General features: G+C 61.8%; 17 protein-coding genes. 5 read left to right on the top strand and 12 right to left on the bottom strand.

What is annotated here, in order from left to right; genetic code table 11:
• Positions 1–61: 61 nt before the first annotated feature.
• Complete coding sequence (locus tag ACLD1Y_RS15240) at positions 62–1,435, top strand: hypothetical protein (protein ID WP_429478722.1); 1,374 nt, start codon at positions 62–64, stop codon at positions 1,433–1,435.
• A gap of 6 nt (positions 1,436–1,441) precedes the next feature.
• On the opposite strand, the gene ACLD1Y_RS15235 is transcribed toward ACLD1Y_RS15240, so the two are convergent.
• From ACLD1Y_RS15235 to glnE, 12 genes are all read right to left on the bottom strand, one after another.
• Positions 1,442–2,368: an ABC transporter permease gene (locus ACLD1Y_RS15235; protein WP_429478721.1), complete on the bottom strand. Its 927-nt coding sequence runs from the start codon at positions 2,366–2,368 to the stop codon at positions 1,442–1,444.
• Positions 2,368–3,315 (bottom strand): ABC transporter permease, encoded by a 948-nt coding sequence (locus ACLD1Y_RS15230; protein ID WP_429478720.1) that lies wholly within the window; start codon positions 3,313–3,315, stop codon positions 2,368–2,370. The genes ACLD1Y_RS15235 and ACLD1Y_RS15230 overlap by 1 nt, the downstream gene beginning before the upstream one ends.
• Positions 3,308–4,831: a sugar ABC transporter ATP-binding protein gene (locus tag ACLD1Y_RS15225; protein WP_429478719.1), complete on the bottom strand. Its 1,524-nt coding sequence runs from the start codon at positions 4,829–4,831 to the stop codon at positions 3,308–3,310. Before ACLD1Y_RS15225 ends, ACLD1Y_RS15230 begins: the two co-directional genes overlap by 8 nt.
• Positions 4,831–5,757, bottom strand: coding sequence for a sugar ABC transporter substrate-binding protein (locus ACLD1Y_RS15220; RefSeq protein ID WP_429478881.1), 927 nt, complete (start codon positions 5,755–5,757; stop codon positions 4,831–4,833). Before ACLD1Y_RS15220 ends, ACLD1Y_RS15225 begins: the two co-directional genes overlap by 1 nt.
• Positions 5,758–6,110: 353 nt before the next feature.
• Entirely contained in the window at positions 6,111–7,553 is a 1,443-nt protein-coding gene (locus ACLD1Y_RS15215; protein ID WP_429478718.1) for a lipopolysaccharide kinase InaA family protein, read from the bottom strand.
• Complete coding sequence (locus ACLD1Y_RS15210; protein WP_429478717.1) at positions 7,553–8,305, bottom strand: lipopolysaccharide kinase InaA family protein; 753 nt, start codon at positions 8,303–8,305, stop codon at positions 7,553–7,555. Before ACLD1Y_RS15210 ends, ACLD1Y_RS15215 begins: the two co-directional genes overlap by 1 nt.
• Positions 8,302–9,036: a lipopolysaccharide kinase InaA family protein gene (locus tag ACLD1Y_RS15205; RefSeq protein ID WP_429478716.1), complete on the bottom strand. Its 735-nt coding sequence runs from the start codon at positions 9,034–9,036 to the stop codon at positions 8,302–8,304. Before ACLD1Y_RS15205 ends, ACLD1Y_RS15210 begins: the two co-directional genes overlap by 4 nt.
• A complete protein-coding gene (gene rfaP, locus ACLD1Y_RS15200; RefSeq protein ID WP_429478715.1) occupies positions 9,036–9,842 on the bottom strand; it encodes a lipopolysaccharide core heptose(I) kinase RfaP in 807 nt (268 codons plus the stop codon). Before rfaP ends, ACLD1Y_RS15205 begins: the two co-directional genes overlap by 1 nt.
• Positions 9,839–10,963 (bottom strand): glycosyltransferase family 4 protein, encoded by a 1,125-nt coding sequence (locus ACLD1Y_RS15195; protein WP_429478714.1) that lies wholly within the window; start codon positions 10,961–10,963, stop codon positions 9,839–9,841. The genes rfaP and ACLD1Y_RS15195 overlap by 4 nt, the downstream gene beginning before the upstream one ends.
• Positions 10,963–12,024 (bottom strand): lipopolysaccharide heptosyltransferase I, encoded by a 1,062-nt coding sequence (gene waaC, locus ACLD1Y_RS15190; RefSeq protein ID WP_429478713.1) that lies wholly within the window; start codon positions 12,022–12,024, stop codon positions 10,963–10,965. Before waaC ends, ACLD1Y_RS15195 begins: the two co-directional genes overlap by 1 nt.
• Before the next feature lies 1 nt (position 12,025).
• On the bottom strand, positions 12,026–13,060 hold the full coding sequence (waaF, locus tag ACLD1Y_RS15185) for a lipopolysaccharide heptosyltransferase II (protein ID WP_429478712.1): 1,035 nt from the start codon (positions 13,058–13,060) through the stop codon (positions 12,026–12,028).
• Positions 13,061–13,114: 54 nt separating this feature from the next.
• A complete protein-coding gene (glnE, locus tag ACLD1Y_RS15180; RefSeq protein WP_429478711.1) occupies positions 13,115–16,054 on the bottom strand; it encodes a bifunctional [glutamate--ammonia ligase]-adenylyl-L-tyrosine phosphorylase/[glutamate--ammonia-ligase] adenylyltransferase in 2,940 nt (979 codons plus the stop codon).
• Positions 16,055–16,437: 383 nt separating this feature from the next.
• Here glnE and aceE point away from each other — a divergent pair, with 383 nt between their 5' ends.
• From aceE to msrA, 4 genes are all read left to right on the top strand, one after another.
• Entirely contained in the window at positions 16,438–19,083 is a 2,646-nt protein-coding gene (gene aceE / locus ACLD1Y_RS15175; protein WP_135291945.1) for a pyruvate dehydrogenase (acetyl-transferring), homodimeric type, read from the top strand.
• A gap of 11 nt (positions 19,084–19,094) precedes the next feature.
• Complete coding sequence (gene aceF / locus ACLD1Y_RS15170; RefSeq protein WP_429478710.1) at positions 19,095–20,741, top strand: dihydrolipoyllysine-residue acetyltransferase; 1,647 nt, start codon at positions 19,095–19,097, stop codon at positions 20,739–20,741.
• 304 nt (positions 20,742–21,045) lie between these two features.
• On the top strand, positions 21,046–23,739 hold the full coding sequence (locus ACLD1Y_RS15165) for a putative bifunctional diguanylate cyclase/phosphodiesterase (protein ID WP_429478709.1): 2,694 nt from the start codon (positions 21,046–21,048) through the stop codon (positions 23,737–23,739).
• A gap of 72 nt (positions 23,740–23,811) precedes the next feature.
• Positions 23,812–24,459 (top strand): peptide-methionine (S)-S-oxide reductase MsrA, encoded by a 648-nt coding sequence (gene msrA / locus ACLD1Y_RS15160; protein ID WP_429478708.1) that lies wholly within the window; start codon positions 23,812–23,814, stop codon positions 24,457–24,459.
• Positions 24,460–24,568: the final 109 nt, after the last annotated feature.

The following is a 24,568-nucleotide window of genomic DNA, read 5'->3' as shown; positions in this document are numbered from 1 at the left end:
CAACAAAGATCAAATGTGGGAGCGAGTTGGCCCCCCATCCATCTTTCAGCAAGGAACGCTCATGAAACCCCTCGCCGTTATCGTCGCCCTCAGTCTGCTCAGCGGCTGTAGCCTCAAGCCCGTCAAGAACGGCCCCGAATTCGGCGAGTTGCTCAAGCTGCCGCCACTGGCAAATTCGGTGCTGCGCGACGGTGACGTACTGAGCTACCAGGTCCATGTGACGCCAAGCAAAGGCTCCAACGTACCGGATATCGCCCAGCTGCGAGCTTCCTGCGCCACCCCAGAGGCGAGTCTGCTGTTTCTGGAATCCCCAGGCAGCCTGGCGGCGAACGGCCAGCCCGTACGCTTTACCGTGATGCGCACCTTCGCGCCAGAAGCGGTTGGCTATCTCAAGCAGAACACTGCGTTCATCGACGCCTGCGCCACAACGCCACGCCCAGACTGGCGACTTGTCAGCGGCGCAGCCACCGAGCGCCAGTTGCTGATCGACCGCACCAGCCTCAAGCCCGCGGGTGACAACCTGCAGCTGTGGGCTGCGATTGATGAGCCGTTCATCCTCACCAACAAGCTCAAACAGATGCCCTACGCCCAGACCCGCCTGCACTGGCAGGTCAACTGCGGGCGCCAGGCCTATCGCACCCTGGCCACGTTCGGCCTGAACGAAAACAACGTGGTGACCTTCGGCAACACCCAAACCTCGCCCCAGGACCAGCCATTCAGCAGTGCCGAAGCCGATACACAAACCCTGCTCAAGGCCGCCTGCTCGCCTACGCTTGCGCAGTTGCCCGCCGCAACTGCACGCACCAAGGCCCAGGAAGTACTCACGCCCGCCCCGCTCCCGGCAGCCATTGAACAGGCGATCGGCACACTGAACCTCCCAGCCCCCAGCAAGTCATTGCGTCACCAGGTGCAAAAACAGGACATGGGCTACGGCCCAGTGCAGGTCGACCTCTACCTGGAACCTAAGGCCCAAGCCGGTCAATTCAGCATCCGCAATGTCACCCGCTACTCGACCTACACCACTACTACCTGGCGCGGCCTGTTCAACCTGACATTCCAGAGCCAATACAAGATGGATGGGATCACTGTCTCGTCCGCCAGCCATCTGCAGCAACTGAGTTTTATCGGCGACTGGCAGCAGATGCCGCTGGGCACCACCCTCGGCTACAGCACCGTAGAAATGAACCGCACCACCACCCAGGACGATCGCGAGTTGATCCGCAACACCCGCTGCGTGGTGAAGCGCGAACTGCCCGCCAGCAAGATCAATGGGGACCTGAGCGGTACGGCCAAGGAATTGAACTGCACCACCACGGGCGAGAAATACAGCGCCACCAGCACCGCGTTTTACTTGCTGGACTATGGGTACTTCTTCACCCGCCAGAGTGACAGCGGAATAACCAAAATGCGCTACACCCTGGTGACTGCCGAATAACCCCGCTCAGTGACGCTCCAGCACGCGGCGACTGGCAAAGCTGAAGGTCAACACCGCAAAAATCAGCACGCCGGTCGCCACCTGCTGCCAGTAGAAATTCCAGCCGATCAATAGCAAGCCATTGGCGATCACGTTGATAAACAACACCCCCAGCAGGGTTCCGGGAATATTTGCCCGGCCCTGTCGGTTCAAAGTGGTGCCGATGAATACCGCGCCGATGGCGTTGAGCAAGAACGCGTTGCCAGACAGTGGCACGTAGGCGCTCACCGTCGAGCTGAGCAGCACCCCCGCCACCCCGCACGCCAGTGCGGTCGCCAAGGCCACCACGGTGACGATACGCCGCACCGACAGCCCCGAGTAATACGCCAGCAACGGCTGGGTGCCTTGGGCCAGCAGCTCACGGCCCAGGCGACCACGCGCCAGCGCCAAGCCGTAAAACAAGGCCAGGCCCAGGACAATCAACAGCGGCGTGAGCCCCGTCAGTTCAGGCTTTAAACCTTGGGTGATGTAGATCGGCTGGCCGCCATCCGAAAGCAGTTGCTGGGCGCTGGTGCCGATAAACAAGGTGCCCAAGGTGGCGAGGAACGGACTGATCCGCAGCCCGGCAATCAAGCCTGCATTCACCCCGCCCACCAGCAACGCGGCCAGCAAAGCACCGGTCGCGGCAAATGCCCAACCATGCCCGCCATTGAGCAACACCACAAAACTGAAACTGGCGAAATCCAGCGCCGTGCCCACCGACAGGTCGATGCCCCCGGCTGCCACGGCGTACGTCATGCCGATAGCCACAATCGCCAGCAGCACGAAGTTATTCAGCACCAGGCTTTTCAAATTACCGCCGCTCAAGAACCCTGGCGCCTGTAGGGCAAACACCACAACGATCAGCGCAAACACCAGCGGCAAGGTCAGCGGTAACAACGCACGCAGATTCATCAGCGGGCTCCTCGATTCAACGCACTGGACGCGGCCACCACCAACAAAATCAACACGCCCTGCACGCCATTGACCCAGAAGCTCGACACATTGAGCAGTTGAAAGCCATTGATCAAAAAACCGATCAGCAACGCCGCGAGCAAGGTGCCCGGAATGCTCGCCACTAACCTTCGGGAAAACACCACGCCAAGAAAGGCAATCGCCACCACCGACAGCAGCATGTCGCCGGAGCCCGTGGTGCTGCCGCTGAAAAACGCTGCCGAACACAACGCCGCCAGCGCCGCACACAGACCCGACAGCGCGTAGCTGGACAGCACGTAGCCCGGCACACGAATGCCCGCAGCTTCGGCGGCCTGGGGATATTCGCCGACCGCATGCAAACGCAGGCCATAAGCCGAATGCTGGATCAACAAGGTCAGCACCCCGGCCGTCAGCAGCAACACCCAGGCCAGCGCCGGCACGCCCAACCAGGCGCCGCTGCTGAGCAGGTCCAGCAACGGTGAGTCGGTGGACACCACGGTATTTTCCGTCAGCACCAACTCCAGCCCGGCCAACACATTCATGCTCGCCAGCGTAGCCAGCAGCGGCGGCAAGCGCAGCACCACCACCGCCAGCCCATTGAGCAGGCCCACTGCCAGGCCACAGACCAGGGTCAGCAGCAGGCTGAGCCACAGTTCCAGGCCGGCATTGTTGAGGCGACTGAACACCGCTGCACACAACCCCAGGTTGGCCGCCAGCGACAGGTCCAGACCACCGGCGACCACATTCGAGCCTCCGCCGATAATCACGCACGTTAGCCCAAAGGCCAGCACCCCAAGGATCGCCGATTGGCTGAACACATTGACCACGTTGCCCACCGACAAAAAGTTTGGCGCGGCCACGGCAAACCCCAGCAGAATCGCCAAAAACACGCCCACCGAACCGCGCCGTACTATCGCCTCAAGCATGCTCGACCTCCCGCACAGGCTCAGGCGTCGTCGGCACTGCCCCGGTGGCACAGGCCAACAATTGATCGCTGTCGGCCTCCCCCGCCCGAAACTCACCGGCAATCTCACCGCGATGCAACACCACAATCCGGTCACTGATCCCCAGCAGCTCCGGCAAATCCGACGACAACACCAACACCGCTGCGCCTTCCTCCACCAGCCGCCCGATCAGGCGATAAATCTCCACCTTGGCGCCCACATCCACGCCCACACACGGCTCGTCCAGCAAGTACACCGCCGAGCGGCGGCTCAGCCATTTGCCCAAGGCGACTTTCTGCTGGTTGCCCCCGCTCAACTGGCTGACGGCAGCCTGCGGGCCCGGGGCCTTGATCGCCAGTTCATCGATCAAGCGCAGGCTCTCGGCCTGCTCCCGGCGACGACTCAGCAAGCCCCAACGGGTAAATCGCCCAAGCCCGGCCAGCGTCAGGTTCTCCAGTACCGACAACACCGGCGCGATGCCCTGGCTGCGGCGTTCTTCCGGCACCAGCGCGATGCCCTCGGCAATCGCCTCGCCCGGTGACCGCAGGCGCAGCAGGCGCCCATTCAGGTGGATGCTGCCGCTGTCGGCACGCTCCACGCCAAACAAGGTCTTGAACAGCTCCTTGGCTCCCGAGCCCACCAACCCGGTGAGCCCCACAATTTCACCGCGACGCACCTCCAGGTCGATCTGCCGATAACGCCGCGCCAAGCTCAGCCCCCGCACCTGCAGTAAAGGCTCACCCAATTCGACCGTCGCCTTGGGGTACATCTCTTGCACTTCGCGGTTAACCATCAGCCGCGCAATCTCGGCACTGGAGGTATACCGGGGCGCTACCACCGCCACATCGCGCCCATTGCGCAACACCGTCACCTCATCGCACAGGCTCTCGATCTCTTGCAGGTAATGGGAGATATACAGGATGGACAAGCCCTGATCGCGCAGGCGCTTGACGATACGCAGCAACTGGTCGACCTCACGCTTGACCAGTGCCACGCTGGGCTCATCGAACACCAGGATCTTTGGCTGGCGAATCAACGCCCGGGTGATTTGCAGCACTTGGCGCTCGGCGCTGCTCAGCTCGCCCACCAGCGCACCGGCCGGCAATTGCAGGTCAAAATACTGCGCCAGCAAACGGTCCGCTTCGCGCTGCTGGCGACGCCTATCCACAAACGGCCCACGGCGCAGTTCGTGCCCGAAAAACAGCGCCTCGCCCACGGTAAAACTGGCAGGCAGCAGCCGCTCCTGGTGGATGAACTGCACGCCCAATTGATCCACCTGGCGCGGCGACAGCGCCGCGTACGCTTGGCCGTTAATACTCACCTGCCCCGCATCAGCCTTGTGGATGCCGGCCAGCACCTTGATCAAGGTGGACTTGCCCGCGCCGTTCTCGCCCACCAGGCCATGGATGGTGCCGCGCTCCACCTTGAGGCTCGCGCCATCCAGCGCCAGGGTGGCGCCGAAGCGCTTGTGCAGGTTCTGCAGGTGCAACGCCGTCATCAGTCACCCCGCAGTTGCTGGACGTGCGCCAGGTTGCCCGCAGTGGTCAGCAGCGTTGGCACGTGGGTTTCCTTGGGCAGGTCACGCTGCCCTGCCAGGTAACGCGCCACATTCTGTACGGCGGTCTTGCCGATCAGCGCCGGTTGCTGCGCCACCACCGCACCCACCGGCGAGTTCGCCTGGCCAAGCAACGCCAGCACTTCGGGGGTGCCATCGACGCCGTAGGTTTTGATCTCGGTGCGCTTGGCATCGATCAACGCCTTGCTCGCGCCAAGTTGCGGGATATCCCACGCCGACCAGATCGCCGAGACACTGCCCGCCGGGTATTTGTTGAGCAGCGCCGACACCTGGGAATAGGCGTCCTGCACAGTGTTGGGGATCACGTCACGCAGTTCCGGCTGGATGATCTCCAGTTGCGGGTAATCCTTGAGCGCCAGCTTCAACTGGTCATAACGGATCGCACACACCGGCACGCCATAGAAGCCGTTGAACACCAGGATCTTGCCCTTGCCGCCCGCGTCCTTGATCAACTGGTCGGCCAGCGCCTTGCCGGTGGCGACGTTGTCGGAGGTGGTGTTGTTGAGGCTGTATTGCGACGGCGCGTCGATGGTGAACAGCGGAATCCCGGCCTTGCTGATGCGCTTGAGCCACGGGTCGATGACGCTGAGGGTGCCCAGGGTCTGGATCACCGCATCAGGTTTCTGGGTAACCACGGTTTGAAGCTGGGTCACCAAGTTCTTGTCGTTGCGCCCCGCATCCAGGGTGATTGGGGTGCCGCCTAGGCGCTTGATCTCATCGACCTGGGCCTGGAACGCCTTGATATCAAAATAGTGACTGGTGCCGGTCATGCTCACCGCGATGCGCTTGCCGGCCAGCGAGGGTACGTCAGCGTCTTCTACAGCGTGGGCCGCGCAGCTCAGCAGCATCGCGGCGCCGAGGCAGATCAAACGGGAAAGCGAGGAAAGACTGGAAGGCATACAGGGCTCCGCTGCAAGACCGGTGAAAGGGTTCACCGGAAGGCATTGCAGAGCCCGTGCCAGGATTTTTATGCTGTCAAATCAGTTAGATAGACACAGTGGATGAAAGCAGGCTGTCGCTATTGGCCACCAACTGCCCGATTGCTGTTGCTCAGGCAACACCTTTGTTATCTGACCCGACTCGATCAAATGTGGGAGCGGGCTTGCTCGCGAAAGCAGAGTGTCAGTCACCGATGTGTTGTCTGACCCACCGCTTTCGCGAGCAAGCCCGCTCCCACACAAGCTCGATTCTGCCTGGGTGTTCAGTGCACCTGTTTGGGCAAACGCCGATCAATCAACTGGTACAACGCACTGTCCGGCGACCAGTTGCGCATGAACCGCGCACGGTCCTTGGCATAGGCCGGGGCGAAGCTGGCGACAGAGCTGTGTTGGCGCATGGCATCCAGGTCGATCAATGACCAGCGGTCGGTATCCCAGAACAGGTTATGCCCCTTGAAATCGCCATGGCTGATGCGCTCGCGGATCAGTTCGGCGAACAAATGATCCAGGGCCAGCAGTTCGCTTTCCGGCGCGTCGCCGTTTTCGACGTAGGGCGCGAAGCGTTCGATGATGTCCGGCCCCGCCAGGTGTTCGGTGATCAGATAGGCCCGGCTACGCAGCCAGAAAAAGCGCGTTTCCAACACCGCCAGCGGCTTGGGCGTGGCAATGCCGAGGAACGTCAGGCGATTGCCCTCGCGCCAGGAATGCCAGGCGCGGCTCGGGCGCCAGAAGCGCTTGAGCCAATGGGCAAAGCCTTTGATGTTGTAGCGCTTGATCACCAGCGGGCGACCTGCCGCCTCGACGCGGGCTACCGTGGCCGCGCCACCGGTCTTGTACAGGTGACCTTGGCTCAGCAAGGTGTCGGCCTGTTCCAGCACCGGCAATAGTGCGGCCTCTTCTTCGCGGCGAATCGCCCGCAGGCCGAATGGTCCGCGCTGCACGCTGAACAAGGTGCACTCGCGGCCGACTTTGTTGAGGAAGTCCTTCAAGCGCCAGGCGCTGACTTTGCTTACCTGCTTTTCCAGCGCTTGCAGCGGCAAGGCATGCTCGCCATTGCCCAACAGGTAATACACCAGCAGCTCTTCGGTGAACGGCTCAAGGTTTTTCGGCAATTGGGCGAAGAACACGCCGAGGTTTTCCAGCACGCGGTTGCGTGACAGCGGTTTGCCGGCTTCTTCAACGCGAATCCCGGCGCCGTCGATCAAATACAGCTTGCCGTCCTGGCGCAGCAGGTTGTCCAGGTGCAAGTCTTCCTGCCACAGGCCTTTGCTGTGCATCTGTGCAATCGCGCCCAGTGCTTCGGCCAGTACGGCAGTTTGCTCATCGGCCAATGGCGGCAGGTTTTCCACCGCATGCCAGGCGTCGGCCAGGCTTTGGGCACCCTCGATAAATTCGAACAGCAGCCAGCCGCCTTCGCCTTCCTGCAAGCCATCGGCAAGCAGCAACGGCGTGGTCAGGCCTTGCTCGGCCAGCAGGCGAACGCCGCTGAGCTCACGCTGAAAATGCCGCGCCGCCTTGCTGCCTACCAGCAACTTGGCCAGCACCGGACGCCCGCGCCACACCGCAGCGCCCACATAACGCTCACCCGGCAACACCCGCAGCAGGCTCAGCAGTTGCAGTTGGCCAGGGCCTGCCGCGTCTGCCAACTCAATGGTCAGGGGCAAGCTGGGAGTACGGCCGGCGGTTTTCAGCTCGGACAAACGCATCAACGGTTTTCCTTGTGGCTACGGCGGGCGCTCAGGCGCTGGTACCACGTGACAACCAGGGCGCTGTCCTCAGGCTGATCGAGGTACGCCGCCAACAGTTGGCGCACGTGCGCATCCGACCATTGGGGTGCACGACGCAACAACGGTTCCAAGTCCTTGACCCGGTCACGCCAGCCGAACAGCAGCGGGCGGGTTTTCTCCAGGTCGATCAACTGCGCGGCATACCCGTTGCCGGTGGCCTGCAGGAAAATATGCTTGGGGTAGAAACAGCCGTGCACCTGGCCGACGCTGTGCAGTTGCCGCGCAAGCTGACCGCAGGCCAGCAAGATCGCGCCATGTTGGGCTTCGCTCAGTTGCGCCCACTCGTCGAGCAATGAATCCAGGTCATTCCAGCCATCCAGGGCACGGGTCAGCAGCATGGCGCGGTGTTCGCCAGCCACTTTGCGCTCGCCGTAGAACGCCGCCTGCAAGGCAGGAATACCGAGCTTGCGGTAGCGGCTGATATTGCGAAACTCGCGGGAGAAACTCGGCTCGCCAAACGGGCGGTGCAGGCTGCGCGTCAGGTAATTGCTCTGGCGCTTGAGGTAGTAGCCGTGGCCGTCCAGCTCCAGGCGAAACACACTGCTCCAGCCGCCACGGCTGGTGTTGGGCTCGTCCACCGCGTCCAGTTGCTTGGCCCACAGCGCATCGAACGTGGCGAGGCCATGGCGCTCCAGCAAGGCACGGTCTTCAGCCGCCAGGAAGTCACTCATTCGCGTCCCTCAAAAAACTTCACCACGTGGCGAATACGCTGTTTGTCCGATGCACTCAGGTGCCGGCGCTGACGGTACTGCATGTAGAAACGCAGGCGCTGGGTGGCCGACAGGTGATATTTGGCCACCTTGTCCAGGCACGCCAGGTCTTTGGTGATGCGGTACTTGAGCCAGAACCCGCGCCAGAAATCGCCGTTGGGGCAATCGATCAGGTACAGGGTCTGCTGGTCGTCGATCAACAGGTTGCGCCACTTCAAATCGTTATGGGTAAAGCGGTGATCGTGCATGGTGCGCGTGTATTCGGCGAGCTGGCGGCTCACCGCATCGACCCACTTGGGGTCGTGCAGGCGCGCATCGTCGCGGTCTGCCAACACCGACAAATCCTCGGTGCGCGGCAGTTCGCGGGTGATCATCGCGCCACGGTCATAGGCCAGGCCATTACGCTCCAGGCCCCACGCCACCACATCGGCGGTGGGGATGCCCCACTTGGCAAAGCGCTTGAGGTTCTGCCATTCGGACTTCACCCGCGGCTTGCCCAGGTAGCGCCGCAGGCCCTTGCCGGCGCCGGTGTAGCGCTTGACGTAGTAGTTGACCCCGCCGCGCTCCACGCGGATCACTTCCGACAGCGGGTCGCGGGTCAGCCGCTCGCCTTGCAGGGCAAATACCGCTTCTAGGCTGCCAAAGTCATCTGCCAGGTTGGCGTAAGCAGGTTCCAGGTTCCAACCCGCCATCAGATCGCATCCCCGTAACGCAGCTTACGTGCATAAAGTTTGTCGGCCTTGCGCTGCATCAGGTTTAGCGACGCCGATTGCTCGGCGAGGATCTGGCGCAGCGGCTGGCGGAAATAGCCCTTGAGGAAACGCAGCTTGTCGCGGCGCGTCAAGCCGATATCCAGCGCCGAGTAATACAGCGCGGACAGGTCCTTATCGCGCCAGCGCAGCGGCAGATGGGCACGCAGTTGGGCGCGGTGCAGGTCGATCACCGAGAGCTTGATGTTATTCGCGTCGATGGGCTGGGCAGTGTCCAGCAGGAAGTGGCACAGGTAGCAGTCGCGATGGTTGACGCCGCCACGGTGCATATCGCCGACCATGCGTGCCAACTCAGCGGTGAGGGCGTGGCGCAACTTAGGGGCCGGCGGTTCGGCCACCCAGTTGAGGGTCAGGTCTTCCAGGCTCAGGGTCGGCGCCAGTTCTTCGGTGATGATGAACGAGTGCTGGTCGGCCGGGTTGCTGCCTTTTTCCCCAAAGGCCACGCCGGTCATGGTGGGCACGCCGAGTTCTTGCAGGCGATGGATCGCCGCCCACTCAAGGCCCGCGCCCAATACCGGCAGCTTGGCGGTGATCAGGTTCTTGAAAATCTCGCCCCAGCCGATGCCACGGTGGATTTTCACGAAGTACGGACGGCCTTCCACCACGGTACGCAGGGTGCGGCGCGCGGCCAGTTCGCGGAACACTTCGCCTTGCAGTTTCTCGACTTCGGCAAAGGCATCAAGCCCGGCCCATAACGTCTTGAACGGTTCGGCAAGAATCAACTTCATCGTTTAGGCTCCGCCAGAATCACATCCGCAGCGTGCTGCGGCATGCTGTAGAGGTCGGCCGTCTCGGCGAAGGCCAACCCATTGCGGCCCCAGGCCGCGCGCTGTGCAGTGTCGGTGAGCATCTGTGTCAGGTATTGGTTGAGCTGGCTCTGTTCGAACGGCTCGTCCAGCACCAGGCCGCTGTCAGCCTCGCTGATGTAATGGGCGTAACCACACACCGCCGAGACCAGCACCGGCAAACCGGCCACCAGGGCTTCAAGCAACACGGTGCCAGTGTTTTCGTTGTACGCCGGGTGGATCAACAGGTCGGCGCCCAGCAGGAAACGCGGAATATCGCTGCGGCCCTTGAGGAACTGCACGTTATCCCCCAGGCCCAGGGTGGCGCTTTGCAGTTGGAATACCTTGGGGTCGTCCTGGCCGATTACAAACAGGCGCGTGCGTTTTTTCAGGGCCGATGGCAATGCGGCCACGGCCTTGAGGCTGCGGTCGACGCCCTTGGTCTTGAAGCCCGAGCCGATCTGCACCAGCAGCAGGTCGTCTTCGCCCAGGTTGAATTCCTTGCGGAACCCTGCACGGATTTCGGCGGCATTCGGCGGTGCACGACGGTCCTGGGCAATGCCCGGCGGCAGCAGGTGGAAGCGTTCCAGCGGAGTGTCGTAATGCTTGATGAACAGCGGTTGCTGCACTTCGGAAATCATCAACACTTCGGTCTTGCCGTCCTTGGCAAACACCGCGCGTTCGTACTCGGCAAAGTGCTTGTAGCGGCCAAAATAGCGGTACAGCGAGTGGCGCAGGTTTTGTGCCTTGTCTTCAAAGCAGCCGTCGGCGGCGTAGTAAACGTCCAGGCCGGGCATTTTGTTGAAGCCGATCAGGCGGTCCACCGGGCGTTTGGCCAGGTCAGCTTCCATCCAGGCGCTGAGCTTCTCGTTGCGCCGATGGTTGAAGAACGCCTTGACCGGCGCCACCAGCACTTCAAAGCCGGGCGGGATATCGCCTTCCCAGATCAGCGTGTACACGCGAATGCTGTGGCCGCGCTGCTGGCACTCCAGGGCGATGCGCATGAAGTCGCGCTGCAAGCCACCGAAGGGGAAGTATTTGTACAGAACAAAAGCCAGTTGCATCAGTGCAGCTCCTCAGCCAATAACAACGTGCTCAGTCGGCTGGCCACACGTTCAGGGTTCAGGCGCGTAAAGCACAGGGGCGACTCACGCTTGATGTCGAACCGACGCAGGTCGTCGGCCGTCGGTTGATAGGTGCATTGTTTTTGCAGGCACGGCGCACAGGGGAAGTCGCTGCCCAGGTGAATCTGGCCCTTGCCGTAGGCACCGGTAAGGCCCGGGTTGGTGGGGCCGAACAGGGAGATGGTCGGCACGTCCAGCGCAGCTGCCAGATGACCGAGGCCGGTGTCCACCGCCACGCAGGCGCGTGCGCCGGCCAGAACACGGGCCACGCCGGCCAGGTTCAGCTTGGGCAGCACTTCGGCGTTGCTCAGGCCTTGGGCCAGGCGTTCGGCGCGGGCCTTTTCAGCGGCGTTACCCCACGGCAGTTTTACGTCCACACCCAGGCGGCCCATGCGCTCGGCCAGCTCGCGCCAGTAGGCTTCGGGCCAGTGTTTGGTGTCCCAAGTGGTGCCGTGCAGCAGCAGCACGAAAGGCTTTTTCGGCGGCAGGCCGAGCAGTTTATCGACGCTCAAACCATAGTCGCCCAAGGCTTTGGGCAGGTCATAACCGAGGGCCACGGCGAACAATTGGCGCAGCCGCTCCACCGCATGCTGCCCACGGGCCACGGCCAGGCGCCGCGAATAGAAGCGTGCGGCGATGGGCTCACGGGCGGAGTTTTTGTCGAAACCCGCCACCGGGGCGCGCACGTAGCGGGTCAGCCAGGCGCTCTTGAACAGGCCCTGTGCGTCGATCACCAAATCGTACTTGGTCGACTGGACTTGCTGCTTGAAGCGCCGCCATTCGCCACTCTTGATGGTCTGCCAGATATTTTTGCGCCAGCGACGAATCGCCACCGGGATCACCTTGTCCACCGCTGGGTGCCAGGTGGGGATCTCGGCGAAGCCTTCTTCTACCACCCAGTCAAAGCGAATGCCGGGGATCGCCCGCGCGGCGTCGGTCAATGCTGGCAGGGCGTGGATCACATCGCCCAGGGATGAGGTCTTGATTACCAGAACGCGCAAACTATCGAGCCTCGTCCGCAGGGCCCTGCAAGCGCTGCAAGGCTTCGTTCACCGGCTGCGGCAGCAGTTGGCGCATGCAGTTGTAGTGGCCGAAACGGCAGGTGCGCTCAAAACACGGGCTGCATTCAAGGCCCAGGCGCACTACTTCAACTTTGTCGGCCAGCGGCGGGGTAAAGCCTGGCGAGGTGGAGCCGTACACCGCCACCAACGGGCGGTTCAACGCCGCGGCCACGTGCATCAGGCCAGAGTCGTTGGACACCACCGAATCGGCGCAGGACAGCAGGTCGATAGCCTCGGCCAGCGAAGTGTCGCCACTCAGGTTGACGGCCTCTTCGCGCAAGCCTGGAATCAGGCGCTGGCGAATGTCTTCGCCCACCGGGTGATCCTTCTTCGAACCAAACAACCACACCTGCCAGCCTTCGCGGATCTTGGCCTCGGCGACCTTGGCGTAATGCTCCGACGGCCAGCGCTTGGACTCGCCAAACTCGGCGCCGGGGCACAGGGCCAATACCGGGCGGTCCAGGGTCAGGCCGAACTTGGCCAGGGCCGCGTCGCGGCTCAGCGGATCGATCTGCAGGCTCGGCCGTGGATAAGGCTTGGGCAACTCGGCGCCCGGCGCGTAGGCCAACGCCATGAAGCGCTCGATCATCAGCGGGTAGCGGGCCTTGTCCAGGGTGCGCACGTCGTTGAGCAACACGTAGCGGAACTCGCCGCGCCAGCCGGTGCGCTTGGGGATGCCGGCAAAATACGGCACCAGCGCCGACTTGAGCGAGTTGGGCAGCAGGATCGCCTGGTCGTACTGGCCGGCCAGGGATTTGCCGATACGACGACGGGTCGCCAGCTCCAGGGCGCCATGGCCGAGCGGGAAGCTCAAGGCCGCGCGCACCTCGGGCATGCGTTCAAGGATCGGGCGGCTCCACTCAGGGGCGAGCACGTCGATCTGGCAGTCGGGATGACGTTGTTTCAGGCACTGGAACAGTGTCTGCGCCATCACCATGTCACCGACCCAACTGGGCCCAACGATCAGAATATTCATGTAGTTTCCACAAACGATGCGGGGAGGCTTATGCCTCCCCGCCGTAATAGTGTTTCAGCTTAACCCCAGCTCCTGCCAGATTCGCATCACCTGGCGCCGTTCGTCGGCGAACTGATCCCCGGCCACTGTGCCCGCCTCGTTCTGCAAGGCCTGGCGGTGCGCGGCGGAACGGTAGGCCTTATACACCTCGCGCAGCAGATGGGCATCGGCGGCGGGCATCAACCCGACCTGCTCCAGGCCTTCCAGAATGCGGATATTGTCGGTATAGCGCAGCAACGATGGATGTTGCGCAGACCACGCCAAAGCCGCGTATTGCACCATAAATTCAATATCGACGATACCTCCGGCGTCCTGCTTAAGGTCGAACACCGCCGTGGCCTCAAAGGCATTGGCGCCGGTACCGGCCGCCGTGGCCTTGGTGCCCAGGTTGTCACGCATCTTGGCGCGCATCTCGCTGACCTCTTGGCGCAGCTTGGCCAAGTCGCGCTCACGCCCCAACACCTTGGCCCGCACCTGCTCGAACGCTTGGCCCACATCTTGGCTGCCCACCAGCACCCGCGCGCGGATCAGGGCCTGATGTTCCCAGGTCCAGGCTTCATTTTGCTGATAACGGTCGAACGCCCCCAACGAACTGACCAGCAACCCGGAGGCGCCGGAGGGTCGCAGGCGCATGTCCACTTCATACAGCTGACCGGAGTTGGTCTGGGTGGTCAGCAGGTGAATGATGCGCTGGCCCAGGCGAGTGAAGAACTGCGCGCCGTCAATCGGCTTGGCGCCATCGGTTTCGGCCTGCGGGTCGCCATCGTGGATAAACACCAGGTCCAAGTCCGAACCATGCCCCAGTTCGATGCCGCCGACTTTCCCATAACCGACAATGATGAACCCAGGATCGCACAGGGTGCCATCCAAGCGCTGCGGCGAGCCGTGGCGCGCCACGGTTTGGCGCCAGGCCAGGGCGAGCACTTGTTCGAGGATGGCTTCGGCAAGCCAGGTGAGGTAGTCGCTGACTTTCATCAGCGGCAGGCTGCCGGCGATTTCGGACGCGGCCACGCGCAGGCGGTGAGCCAGTTTGAAGTGACGCAAGGCTTCCATTTGCTGCTCAAGGTCATCCTCGGGGATGCGCGTGAGGCGCTCGCGCAGCTCGGCCGCCAGTTCCGGCGCCAACGGCGGCTTGAACAGGCGGCCTTCGTTGAGCAACTCGTCCAGCAGCAACGGGAAACGGGTGATTTGCTCGGCAATCCACGGGCTGGCGGCGCACAGGGTCAACAGGCGGCGCAGGGCGTCGGGGTTTTCCGTGAGCAATACCAGGTAAGCGGAACGGCGGGCCACGGCTTCCACCAGTGGCAATACGCGTTCCAGCACCAGGTCCGGGTTGGCGTGTTCGACGGCCTGGGCCAGCAGACGCGGGATAAACGCATCCAACCGTTCACGGCCGAGTCGCTGCATGGCGCGCAATTGCGGGCTGTTGCGCAGGCCGGCCAGAGCTTTGAGGGCCTTGGTCGCGTCGCTGAAGCCGCCTTCGGCCAATTGGCGGCAGGCGGCCTCTTCATCTTGGGATTCTTCCCACAACGGCAACCACTCACCACCTACAACCAATTCGCTTTCTTCGCCCTCTTCTTCATCCGGGTCAGCGATGACCTGGCGGAAATGCCAGTCCACTCGACCACGCCAATACATCAGGCGCTCGTGGAACGCGGCCCAGTCGGCAAAGCCCAGCATAAAGGCGATGCGCGCCTGGTCTTCGGAGCTGTCCGGGAGCATCTGGGTCTGGCGGTCGGCAATCGCCTGGATGGCGTGTTCGGTGTAACGCAGGAATTCATAGCCGTCGCGCAGTTCGGCGATCACCGTTGGTGGCAGGTAGCCCTGGCCTTCCAGCGTGCCGAGTACCTTGAGCAACGGGCGCTGCTGCAAGCTGAGGTCGCGACCACCGTGGATCAGTTGGAACGCCTGGGCGATAAACTCCACCTCGCGGATGCCGCCCGAGCCCAGCTTGATATTGTCGGCCATGCCCTTGCGCCGTACTTCCTGCTGGATCAACTGCTTCATGGTGCGCAGCGCTTCGATGGCGGAGAAGTCCAGGTAACGCCGGTAAACGAACGGGCGCAGCATCTCCAGCAGTTGCGCACCGGCCACTTGGTCGCCAGCCACCACCCGCGCCTTGATCATGGCGTAGCGTTCCCAGTCGCGGCCCTGGTCCTGGTAGTACTGCTCCAGCGCGTTGAAGCTGAGCACCAGCGCACCGGCCGAACCGTAGGGACGCAGGCGCATGTCGACACGGAACACAAAACCGTCGACGGTCATCGGGTCGAGGGCCTTGATCAGTTTTTGACCAAGACGGATGAAAAATTCCTGGTTATCCAGGGCGCGCTTCACCCCCACGGTTTCGCCGCCTTCGGGGTAGGCGAAGATCAGGTCGATATCCGACGACAGGTTCAACTCCACCGCACCGAGCTTGCCCATGCCAAGGATGACCATGTGCTGCGGCTCACCGCTGCGCCGACCGGTAGGGGTGCCGAACAGCACACAGTGGCGCTGGTACAGCCATTGGTAGGCCTGGTCGATGCTGGCGTCGGCCATGTCGGACAGGTCGCGGCAGGTTTGCACCAGGTCTGCCTGGCGGGTCAGGTCGCGCCAGATGATGCGCACCTGTTGGCGCGTGCGTTGGCGGCGCAGCACGCGGCCCAGTTCTTCTTCTGTTTCGGCCTGTTGCACAGCGCCAGCAATTTGCCCGCACAGTTCGCCGGGGGCGAAGCCTCGGTCCAGCTCACCCCAGGCCGCCAGCTCCAGCAACATCAAAGGGTCACGAACACTCTGTTCAATGACGAAATCACTGGCGGCGCACACCCGGGCGAAGTCGGCCCAGCGTTGCGGCGCCCACGCAGAAAGTCCATGATCGTCGTCCAGCGCGGCCACCGCGTCACGAAATGACTGCTCGGCCCGCTGGGCTTTTGGCAAGAGAATGGCCGGCAGTTCGGCCAGTGTTGGAATGCTCATGGTCTATCCTTGATCGGCGCGTAATTGGCTACTTGTTGTGAACGCCAGAACCACGCTCGGTGAAGGACTGTCGAACAAAGGTTAGAAATAGCTGAAATTAATTTCATTTTGGCAGCAAACATCAAGCTTTCACCTTTTCTTGTTCGCAAAAGATCAACAATAACGATTATGCTCACCAGCCAGACCGAGCCATACGCTCAGTCTTGTGTAGTTTTACTACTCGTATATACATTCGAAAGGCTGAAATGGCCGACGATTTGTAGTAAAACTACAGGACGCCGAAGCAACCTTCGGCCATCCAAGAATTTATGTCGTCTGCCCACAAGGCCAGTCGCAAACTTCAGGCAACCGATTCTGGTAGCCTTTCCGCCCTGGAGCAAGCCATGCAAGACCTCGATCCCGTCGAAACCCAGGAATGGCTGGACGCCCTGGAATCGGTTCTCGACAAAGAAGGCGAAGACCGTGCTCACTACCTGATGACCCGTATGGGCGAACTCGCAACCCGCAGCGGTTCGCAATTGCCTTACGCCATCACTACGCCATACCGCAACACCATCCCCGTTACCCACGAAGCACGCATGCCTGGCGACCTGTTCATGGAACGCCGCATTCGCTCGCTGGTACGTTGGAACGCCATGGCGATGGTAATGCGCACGAACTTGAAAGATTCGGACCTGGGCGGTCACATCTCCAGCTTCGCTTCCAGCGCAACCCTGTATGACATCGGCTTCAACTACTTCTTCCAGGCCCCGACCGACGAACACGGCGGCGACCTGATCTACTTCCAGGGCCACACCTCGCCAGGCGTCTACGCCCGTGCGTTCATGGAAGGTCGCATCAGCGAAGAACAAATGAACAACTTCCGCCAGGAAGTGGACGGTCAGGGCCTGTCGTCCTACCCGCACCCTTGGCTGATGCCTGATTTCTGGCAGTTCCCGACTGTATCCATGGGCTTGGGCCCAATCCAGGCGATCTACCAGGCACGTTTCATGAAGTACCTGGAAGCCCGTGGCTTCATCCCTGAAGGCAAGCAGAAAGTCTGGTGCTTCCTGGGCGACGGCGAGTGCGACGAGCCGGAATCCCTGGGTGCCATCTCCCTGGCTGGCCGCGAGAAGCTGGACAACCTGATCTTCGTCATCAACTGCAACCTGCAGCGCCTCGACGGCCCGGTTCGCGGCAACGGCAAGATCATCCAGGAACTCGAAGGCGTGTTCCGCGGTGCTCAGTGGAACGTGACCAAAGTCATCTGGGGCCGTTTCTGGGACCCACTGCTGGCCAAGGACGTCGACGGTATCCTGCAACGTCGCATGGACGAAGTCATCGACGGCGAGTACCAGAACTACAAAGCCAAAGACGGCGCGTTCGTACGTGAACACTTCTTCAACACGCCTGAACTCAAGGCAATGGTTGCAGACCTGTCCGACGACGAGATCTGGAAACTCAACCGTGGCGGCCACGACCCGTACAAGGTCTACGCGGCGTACCACGAAGCGGTCAACCACAAAGAACAACCGACCGTCATCCTGGCCAAGACCATCAAAGGTTATGGCACCGGTGCCGGCGAAGCGAAGAACACTGCGCACAACACCAAGAAGGTTGATGTTGAAAGCCTGAAGTTGTTCCGCGACCGCTTCGATATCCCGGTCAAAGACGAAGAGCTGGAAGACCTGCCGTTCTTCAAGCCAGAGCCAAACAGCGCCGAAGCCCGCTACCTGAGCGAGCGCCGCACTGCACTGGGCGGTTTCGTGCCACAGCGCCGCGCCAACAGCTTCAGCGTACCGACGCCAGACTTGAGCACCCTCAAGGCGATCCTGGATGGCTCGGGCGACCGTGAAATCTCCACCACCATGGCCTTCGTGCGTATTTTGGCGCAGTTGGTCAAGGACAAGGACATCGGCCCGCGCATCGTTCCGATCATCCCGGACGAAGCCCGTACCTTCGGTATGGAAGGCATGTTCCGTCAGTTGGGCATCTACTCCTCCGTCGGCCAGCTCTACGAGCCAGTCGATAAAGACCAGGTGATGTTCTACAAGGAAGACAAGAAGGGCCAGATCCTCGAAGAAGGCATCAACGAAGCGGGCGCCATGAGCTCCTTCATCGCTGCCGGTACTTCGTACTCCAGCCACAACCAGCCGATGCTGCCGTTCTACATCTTCTACTCGATGTTCGGCTTCCAGCGCATTGGCGACCTGGCTTGGGCAGCAGGCGACAGCCGTACCCGTGGCTTCCTGATCGGCGGTACCGCCGGCCGTACCACGCTGAACGGCGAAGGCCTGCAACACGAAGACGGTCACAGCCACATCCTGGCTGCCACCATCCCGAACTGCCGCACCTTTGATCCAACCTACGGCTATGAGCTGGCGGTGATCATCCAGGACGGCATGAAGAAGATGACCGAAGAGCAGCAGGACGTTTTCTACTACATCACCGTGATGAACGAGTCCTACCAGCAGCCTGCAATGCCGGCTGGCGTGGAAGAAGGCATCATCAAGGGCATGTACCTGCTCGAAGAAGACACCAAGGAAGCAGCGCACCACGTACAGCTGATGGGCTCCGGCACCATCCTGCGCGAAGTGCGTGAAGCGGCGAAGATCCTGCGTGAAGAGTTCAACGTCGGTGCCGACGTGTGGAGCGTCACCAGCTTCAACGAACTGCGTCGCGACGGCCTGGCCGTAGAGCGCAGCAACCGCCTCAAGCCTGGTCAAAAACCAGCGAAGAGCTACGTCGAAGAGTGCCTGGCCGGCCGTAAGGGTCCAGTCATTGCCTCTACCGACTACATGAAGCTGTTCGCCGAACAAATTCGCCAGTGGGTCCCGTCCAAGGAATTCAAAGTCCTGGGCACCGACGGTTTCGGCCGCAGTGACAGCCGCAAGAAGCTGCGTCACTTCTTCGAAGTAGACCGTCACTTCGTGGTGTTGGCAGCCCTGGAAGCCTTGGCTGACCGTGGTGAGATCGAACCTAAGGTGGTGGCTGACGCTATCGTCAAGTTCGGGATCAACCCGGAAAAACGCAACCCACTGGACTGCTGAGGAGATTTTTTGTGAGCGAACTCATTCGCGTACCTGACATCGGCAGCGGTGAAGGTGAAGTAATCGAGCTGTTTGTGAAGGTCGGCGACACCGTCGAAGCCGACCAGAGCATCCTGACCCTGGAATCGGACAAGGCGAGCATGGAAATCCCTGCTCCCAAGGCCGGCGTGGTCAAGAGCCTGAAAGTGAAGCTGGGCGACCGCCTGAAAGAAGGCGACGAACTGCTGGAACTGGAAATCGAAGGTGCCGCTGATGCGGCGCCTGCACCAGCGGCGGCTCCAGCTGCCGCTGCGGCACCCGCTCCTGCCGAGAAGCCAGCCGAGGCCCCAGCGGCCCCGGCTGCTGCTCCAGCTGCGGCCTCTGTTCAGGACATTCACGTCCCGGACATCGGTTCGTCGGGCAAGGCCAAGATCATTGAGCTGCTGGTTAAAGTCGGCGACACCGTCGAAGCCGACCAGTCGCTGATCACCCTGGAGTCCGACAAGGCCTCCATGGAGATCCCTTCGCCGGCTGCCGGCGTGGTGGAAAGCATTGCGGTCAAGCTGGAAGACGAAGTCGGCACTGGCGATTTCATCCTCACGTTGAAAGTACAAGGCGCTGCGCCGGCCGCTGCTCCAGCACCTGCGGCGGCTCCGGCTGCCAAGGCTGAAGCGGCTCCTGCTGCCGCTCCTGCGCCTGCGCCTGCTGCAAAAGCTGAGGCCGCTCCGGCGCCGATTGCTGCTGCACCTGCGCCAAGTGGCGCCAAGGTTCATGCAGGCCCTGCGGTACGCCAGTTGGCCCGCGAGTTCGGCGTTGAGCTGAGCGCAGTGGCGGCCACCGGCCCTCACGGCCGTGTGCTGAAGGAAGACGTGCAGGTTTACGTCAAGGCAATGATGCACAAAGCCAAGGAAGCTCCGGCTGCCGGCGGCGCTACTGGCGGTGCGGGCATTCCGCCGATCCGCACCGTGGACTTCAGCCGCTTCGGCGAGACCGAAGAAGTGCCGATGACCCGCCTGATGCAAATCGGCGCGGCCGGTCTGCACGCCAGCTACCTGAACATCCCGCACGTGACCCAGTTCGACCAGGCCGACATCACCGACCTGGAAGCTTTCCGCATCGCGCAGAAAGCCGTCGCCGAGAAGGCCGGCGTGAAACTGACCGTGCTGCCACTGCTGCTCAAGGCGTGCGCACACCTGCTCAAGGAACTGCCGGACTTCAACGCATCGCTGGCACCTAGCGGCAAGGCGATCATCCGCAAGAAGTACGTGAACATTGGTTTCGCGGTAGACACCCCTGACGGCCTGCTGGTACCGGTCATCAAGAACGTCGACCAGAAGAGCCTGCTGCAACTGGCCGCTGAGGCTGCTGCACTGGCTGCCAAGGCGCGTGACAAGAAGCTCACCCCGGACGACATGCAGGGCGCGTGCTTCACCATCTCCAGCCTCGGCCACATTGGCGGTACTGGCTTCACGCCAATCGTCAACGCGCCGGAAGTGGCGATCCTGGGTGTGTCCAAGGCGACTATCCAGCCTGTGTGGGACGGTAAAGCGTTCCAGCCGAAGCTGATGCTGCCACTGTCGCTGTCCTACGATCACCGTGTGATCAACGGCGCCGCCGCTGCACGCTTCACGCAGCGCCTGAGCCAACTGCTCAACGACATCCGCACCATCTTGCTGTAAGCCTCAACGGGCCGCCCTTTAACCAGGGCGGCCCGGTTGCACCGATTTCCGAGCGCCACGCTCGTACCTCAACCCCGCCAATTGGCGGGGCTTTTTTTGCGTATTTATTGGACAAGAAAAACAAGCTTGTACACCTTCCATCACCCCGATTGAAGAATCCCCTCTCGCGGCCGATAACACCCTTATAGCACTTAGCCTTCATCCTCTCTTGTCAGCCCGCGCTGCATGATGCAACCTTGCCGCAGGCAACAGAAAAGAGGGCGTGAGCCCGGCGCCGTGCGCGTTATTTCAAGTGAGTCTCCCCATGAAAAGCCAACCCGATGTCGCCCGTATGGCGGCCGAGGTAGTGACGCAATTACCGGTGCCTTCGCGCCTCGGTATGCTGCGTTTCGAGCGGCTTAATGAGGCGAGCTGGGCCTTGCTCTACCTCGACCCCAACTGTGAGCGCCAATTTGGCCTGCCGGCGGTCGAGTTGTGTGCCCTGCTCGGCACGCCCTACGCCAGCCTGATGGAGCCCCAGGCACGCTATCAACTGCACGACACCATCCAACAGCAACTGACCCAGAGCCCTCACTATCTGGTGCGCTACACCCTGCACACCAGCGACGGCCCCCTGAGCCTGCTGGAAATGGGCGAAGCCTACAAACAACACAATCGCCACCTGCTGCGCGGCTACTTGATGGTGGTCGACGGCTTGTTCAGCGAAGCCTCCTCCCCCGCACCGACGGCGGACCTGGAGAGCCAGAACAGCCGCCTACAGATCGCCCTGGAGCTCAACCAGCGTGCGCAACAGGAACAACTGCAACACCTGGAGCGCGTGCGCGCCCAGCAGGAACTGATCCTGCTGCTGGCCCGCCAACGCTACACCGCCAATAACTCGCTGCAAGAAGCCGCCGAGCTGATCACCCGCAGCGCCTGCGATATTTACCAGGTCGACAGCGCTCGCATCTGGCACCTCGAAGAGCAGCGCCTGGTGCCAATTGCCGCCTACACCCGCGCCGACCAACAGCACTACATGCCCGAGCCTATCGACGCCAGCGAGTTCCCGGACTACCTGGAAGCCCTGCACAGCAGCCGCGCGATCGACGCTACCAATGCGCTACGCGACCCGCGCACCCGTGAGCTGGCCGATGAACTGCGCAGCAAAGACATCCACGCCCTGCTCGACGCCAGCATCCGCGTCGACGGCCAGGTGGTCGGCGTACTGTGCCTGGAGCAAATCGGCACCACGCGCCTGTGGCAGGCCGACGAGATTGCCTTTGCCGGTGAGCTGGCGGACCAGTTCGCGCAAGTGATCAACAACCACAACCGCCGTACGGCCACCAGCGCGCTGCACCTGTTCCAACGCGCCGTGGAACAAAGTGCCAACGCCTTTCTGCTGGTCAATTGCGATGGCGTGGTGGAGTACGTCAACCCAAGCTTTACCGCGATCACCCAGTACACCGCCGAAGAAGTCCACGGCCATCGACTGGCCCAACTGCCGGCGCTGGAGAACCTCAGTGAGCTGCTGTTCGACGCTCCATCGAGCCTGGCCAAGAGCAACAGCTGGCAGGGTGAATTCAAAAGCCGGCGCAAAAACCTGGAACCCTACTGGGGCCAGTTGTCGATTTCCAAGGTGTATGGCGACAACCGCGAGTTGACCCACTACATCGGCATCTACGAAGACATCACCCAGACCAAGCTGGCCCAGCAGCGCATCGAGCGCCTGGCGTACACCGACAACCTGACCAACCTGGGCAACCGCCCGGCGTTCATCCGCAACCTCGACGAACGGTTTGCCCGCGACAGCGACAGCCCCATCAGCCTGTTGCTGGTGGACATCGACAACTTCAAGCGGATCAACGACAGCCTCGGCCACCAGACCGGCGACAAGCTGCTGATCAGCCTGGCCCGTCGTCTGCGCAACAGCCTGAGTGCCGGTGGCAGCCTGGCGCGGTTTGCCAGTAACGAATTTGCGGTGCTGCTGGACGACACCGATCTGGAGACCGGCCAGCAAGTCGCCAGCCAACTGTTGGCGACCCTCGACAAGCCGATGTTCGTCGACAACCAATTGATCAGCGTCACCGGCTCCGTGGGCCTGGCCTGTGCGCCGTTGCATGGCCGCGACCCGCAAACCCTGATGCGTAACGCTGGATTGGCCCTGCACAAGGCCAAGGCCAACGGCAAACACCAGGTGCAGGTGTTTACCGAAGCGCTGAACGCCGAGGCCAGCTACAAGCTGTTCGTGGAAAACAACCTGCGCCGCGCCCTCACCCAGAACGAGCTGGACGTGTTCTACCAACCCAAGTTGTGCCTGCGCAGCGGGCGTTTACTGGGCATGGAAGCGCTGCTGCGCTGGAACCACCCGGAAAAAGGCATGATCCGCCCCGACCAGTTCATCAGCGTGGCCGAAGAGACCGGCTTGATCATCCCCATCGGCAAATGGATTGCGCGCCAGGCCTGCCGCATGAGCAAGCAACTGAGCGCCGCAGGCATGGGCAACTTGCAGGTGGCGATCAACCTGTCGCCCAAGCAGTTCTCCGACCCGGATCTGGTGGCCTCGATTGCCACCATCCTCAAGGAAGAAGACCTGCCGGCCAACCTGCTGGAGCTGGAGCTGACCGAAGGCTTGTTGCTGGAAGCCACTGAAGACACGCGCCTGCAGCTGGATCAATTAAAGAGCTTTGGCCTGACCCTGGCCATGGACGACTTCGGCACCGGTTATTCGTCGCTGAGCTACTTGAAAAAATTCCCCATCGACATCATTAAGATCGATCGCAGCTTCATCCACGAAATCCCGGACAACCAGGACGACATGGAAATCACCTCGGCGGTGATCGCCATGGCCCACAACCTCAAGCTGAAGGTGGTGGCCGAAGGCATTGAGACCGCTGAACAGCTGGCGTTCCTGCGCCGGCACCGTTGCGATGTGGGCCAGGGCTATCTGTTCGACCGCCCAATCCCCGGCGCAGAGCTGCTGGAGATGCTCAAGCGCTATCCGCGCGGGCCAATCGCCTGACAGTGCGGTAACACTCGGGCACACTGGCGGTCTGACTTCTTACATTACTCAATCTGACTGAGAGGACTGATCATGGTCTTGCGCTCGGAAATTCTGGTGAACAAAAACGTGCTTCCTACTGCAGAACAAGCTTTGCCTGGCCGCGAAACCCCAATGACGCTGCCTGAGACCCACTTCGTCAACGGCAACCCACTGCTGGGCCCCTTCCTGGATGACGTCGGCTTTGCGATCTTTGGCCTGGGCTGCTTCTGGGGCGCCGAGCGCAAGTTCTGGCAGCGCGATGGCGTGGTCAGCACCGTGGTCGGCTACGCTGGCGGCTTTACGCCGAACCCAACCTACGAAGAAGTCTGCTCGGGCCTGACCGGCCACAGCGAAGTGGTGCTGGTGGTGTACGACCAGGCCAAGGTGAAATACGAAGATTTGTTGAAGATGTTCTGGGAACTGCACAACCCGACCCAGGGCATGCGCCAGGGCAATGACATCGGCAGCCAGTACCGCTCGGTGATCTATGCGACTACGCCGGAGCAATTGGCGGCGGCGCAGGCCAGTGCCCAAGCCTATCAGGGCGAATTGACCAAGGCCGGTTTGGGTGCAATCACCACCGAAATCGAAGAAGCACCCACGGTGTACTTCGCCGAGGCGTATCACCAGCAGTATCTGGCGAAGAACCCGCAGGGCTATTGCGGGATTGGCGGCACGGGCGTGACTTGCCCGATCTAAGAGACATGCCTTTCAAGGTCGGCGTTTAAAAGCTGTTTAAAGTCATGTTTCAGCCTGTTTATTCGACTTGGCAGCCCTAAGCACCCGGTCGGTTGAGACGTGAACTCGC

The organism is Pseudomonas sp. 18175, from assembly GCF_050432925.1.
In the GTDB taxonomy this organism is placed as follows: Bacteria; Pseudomonadota; Gammaproteobacteria; order Pseudomonadales; family Pseudomonadaceae; genus Aquipseudomonas.
This window is presented reverse-complemented; position numbering and strand designations above follow the sequence as displayed.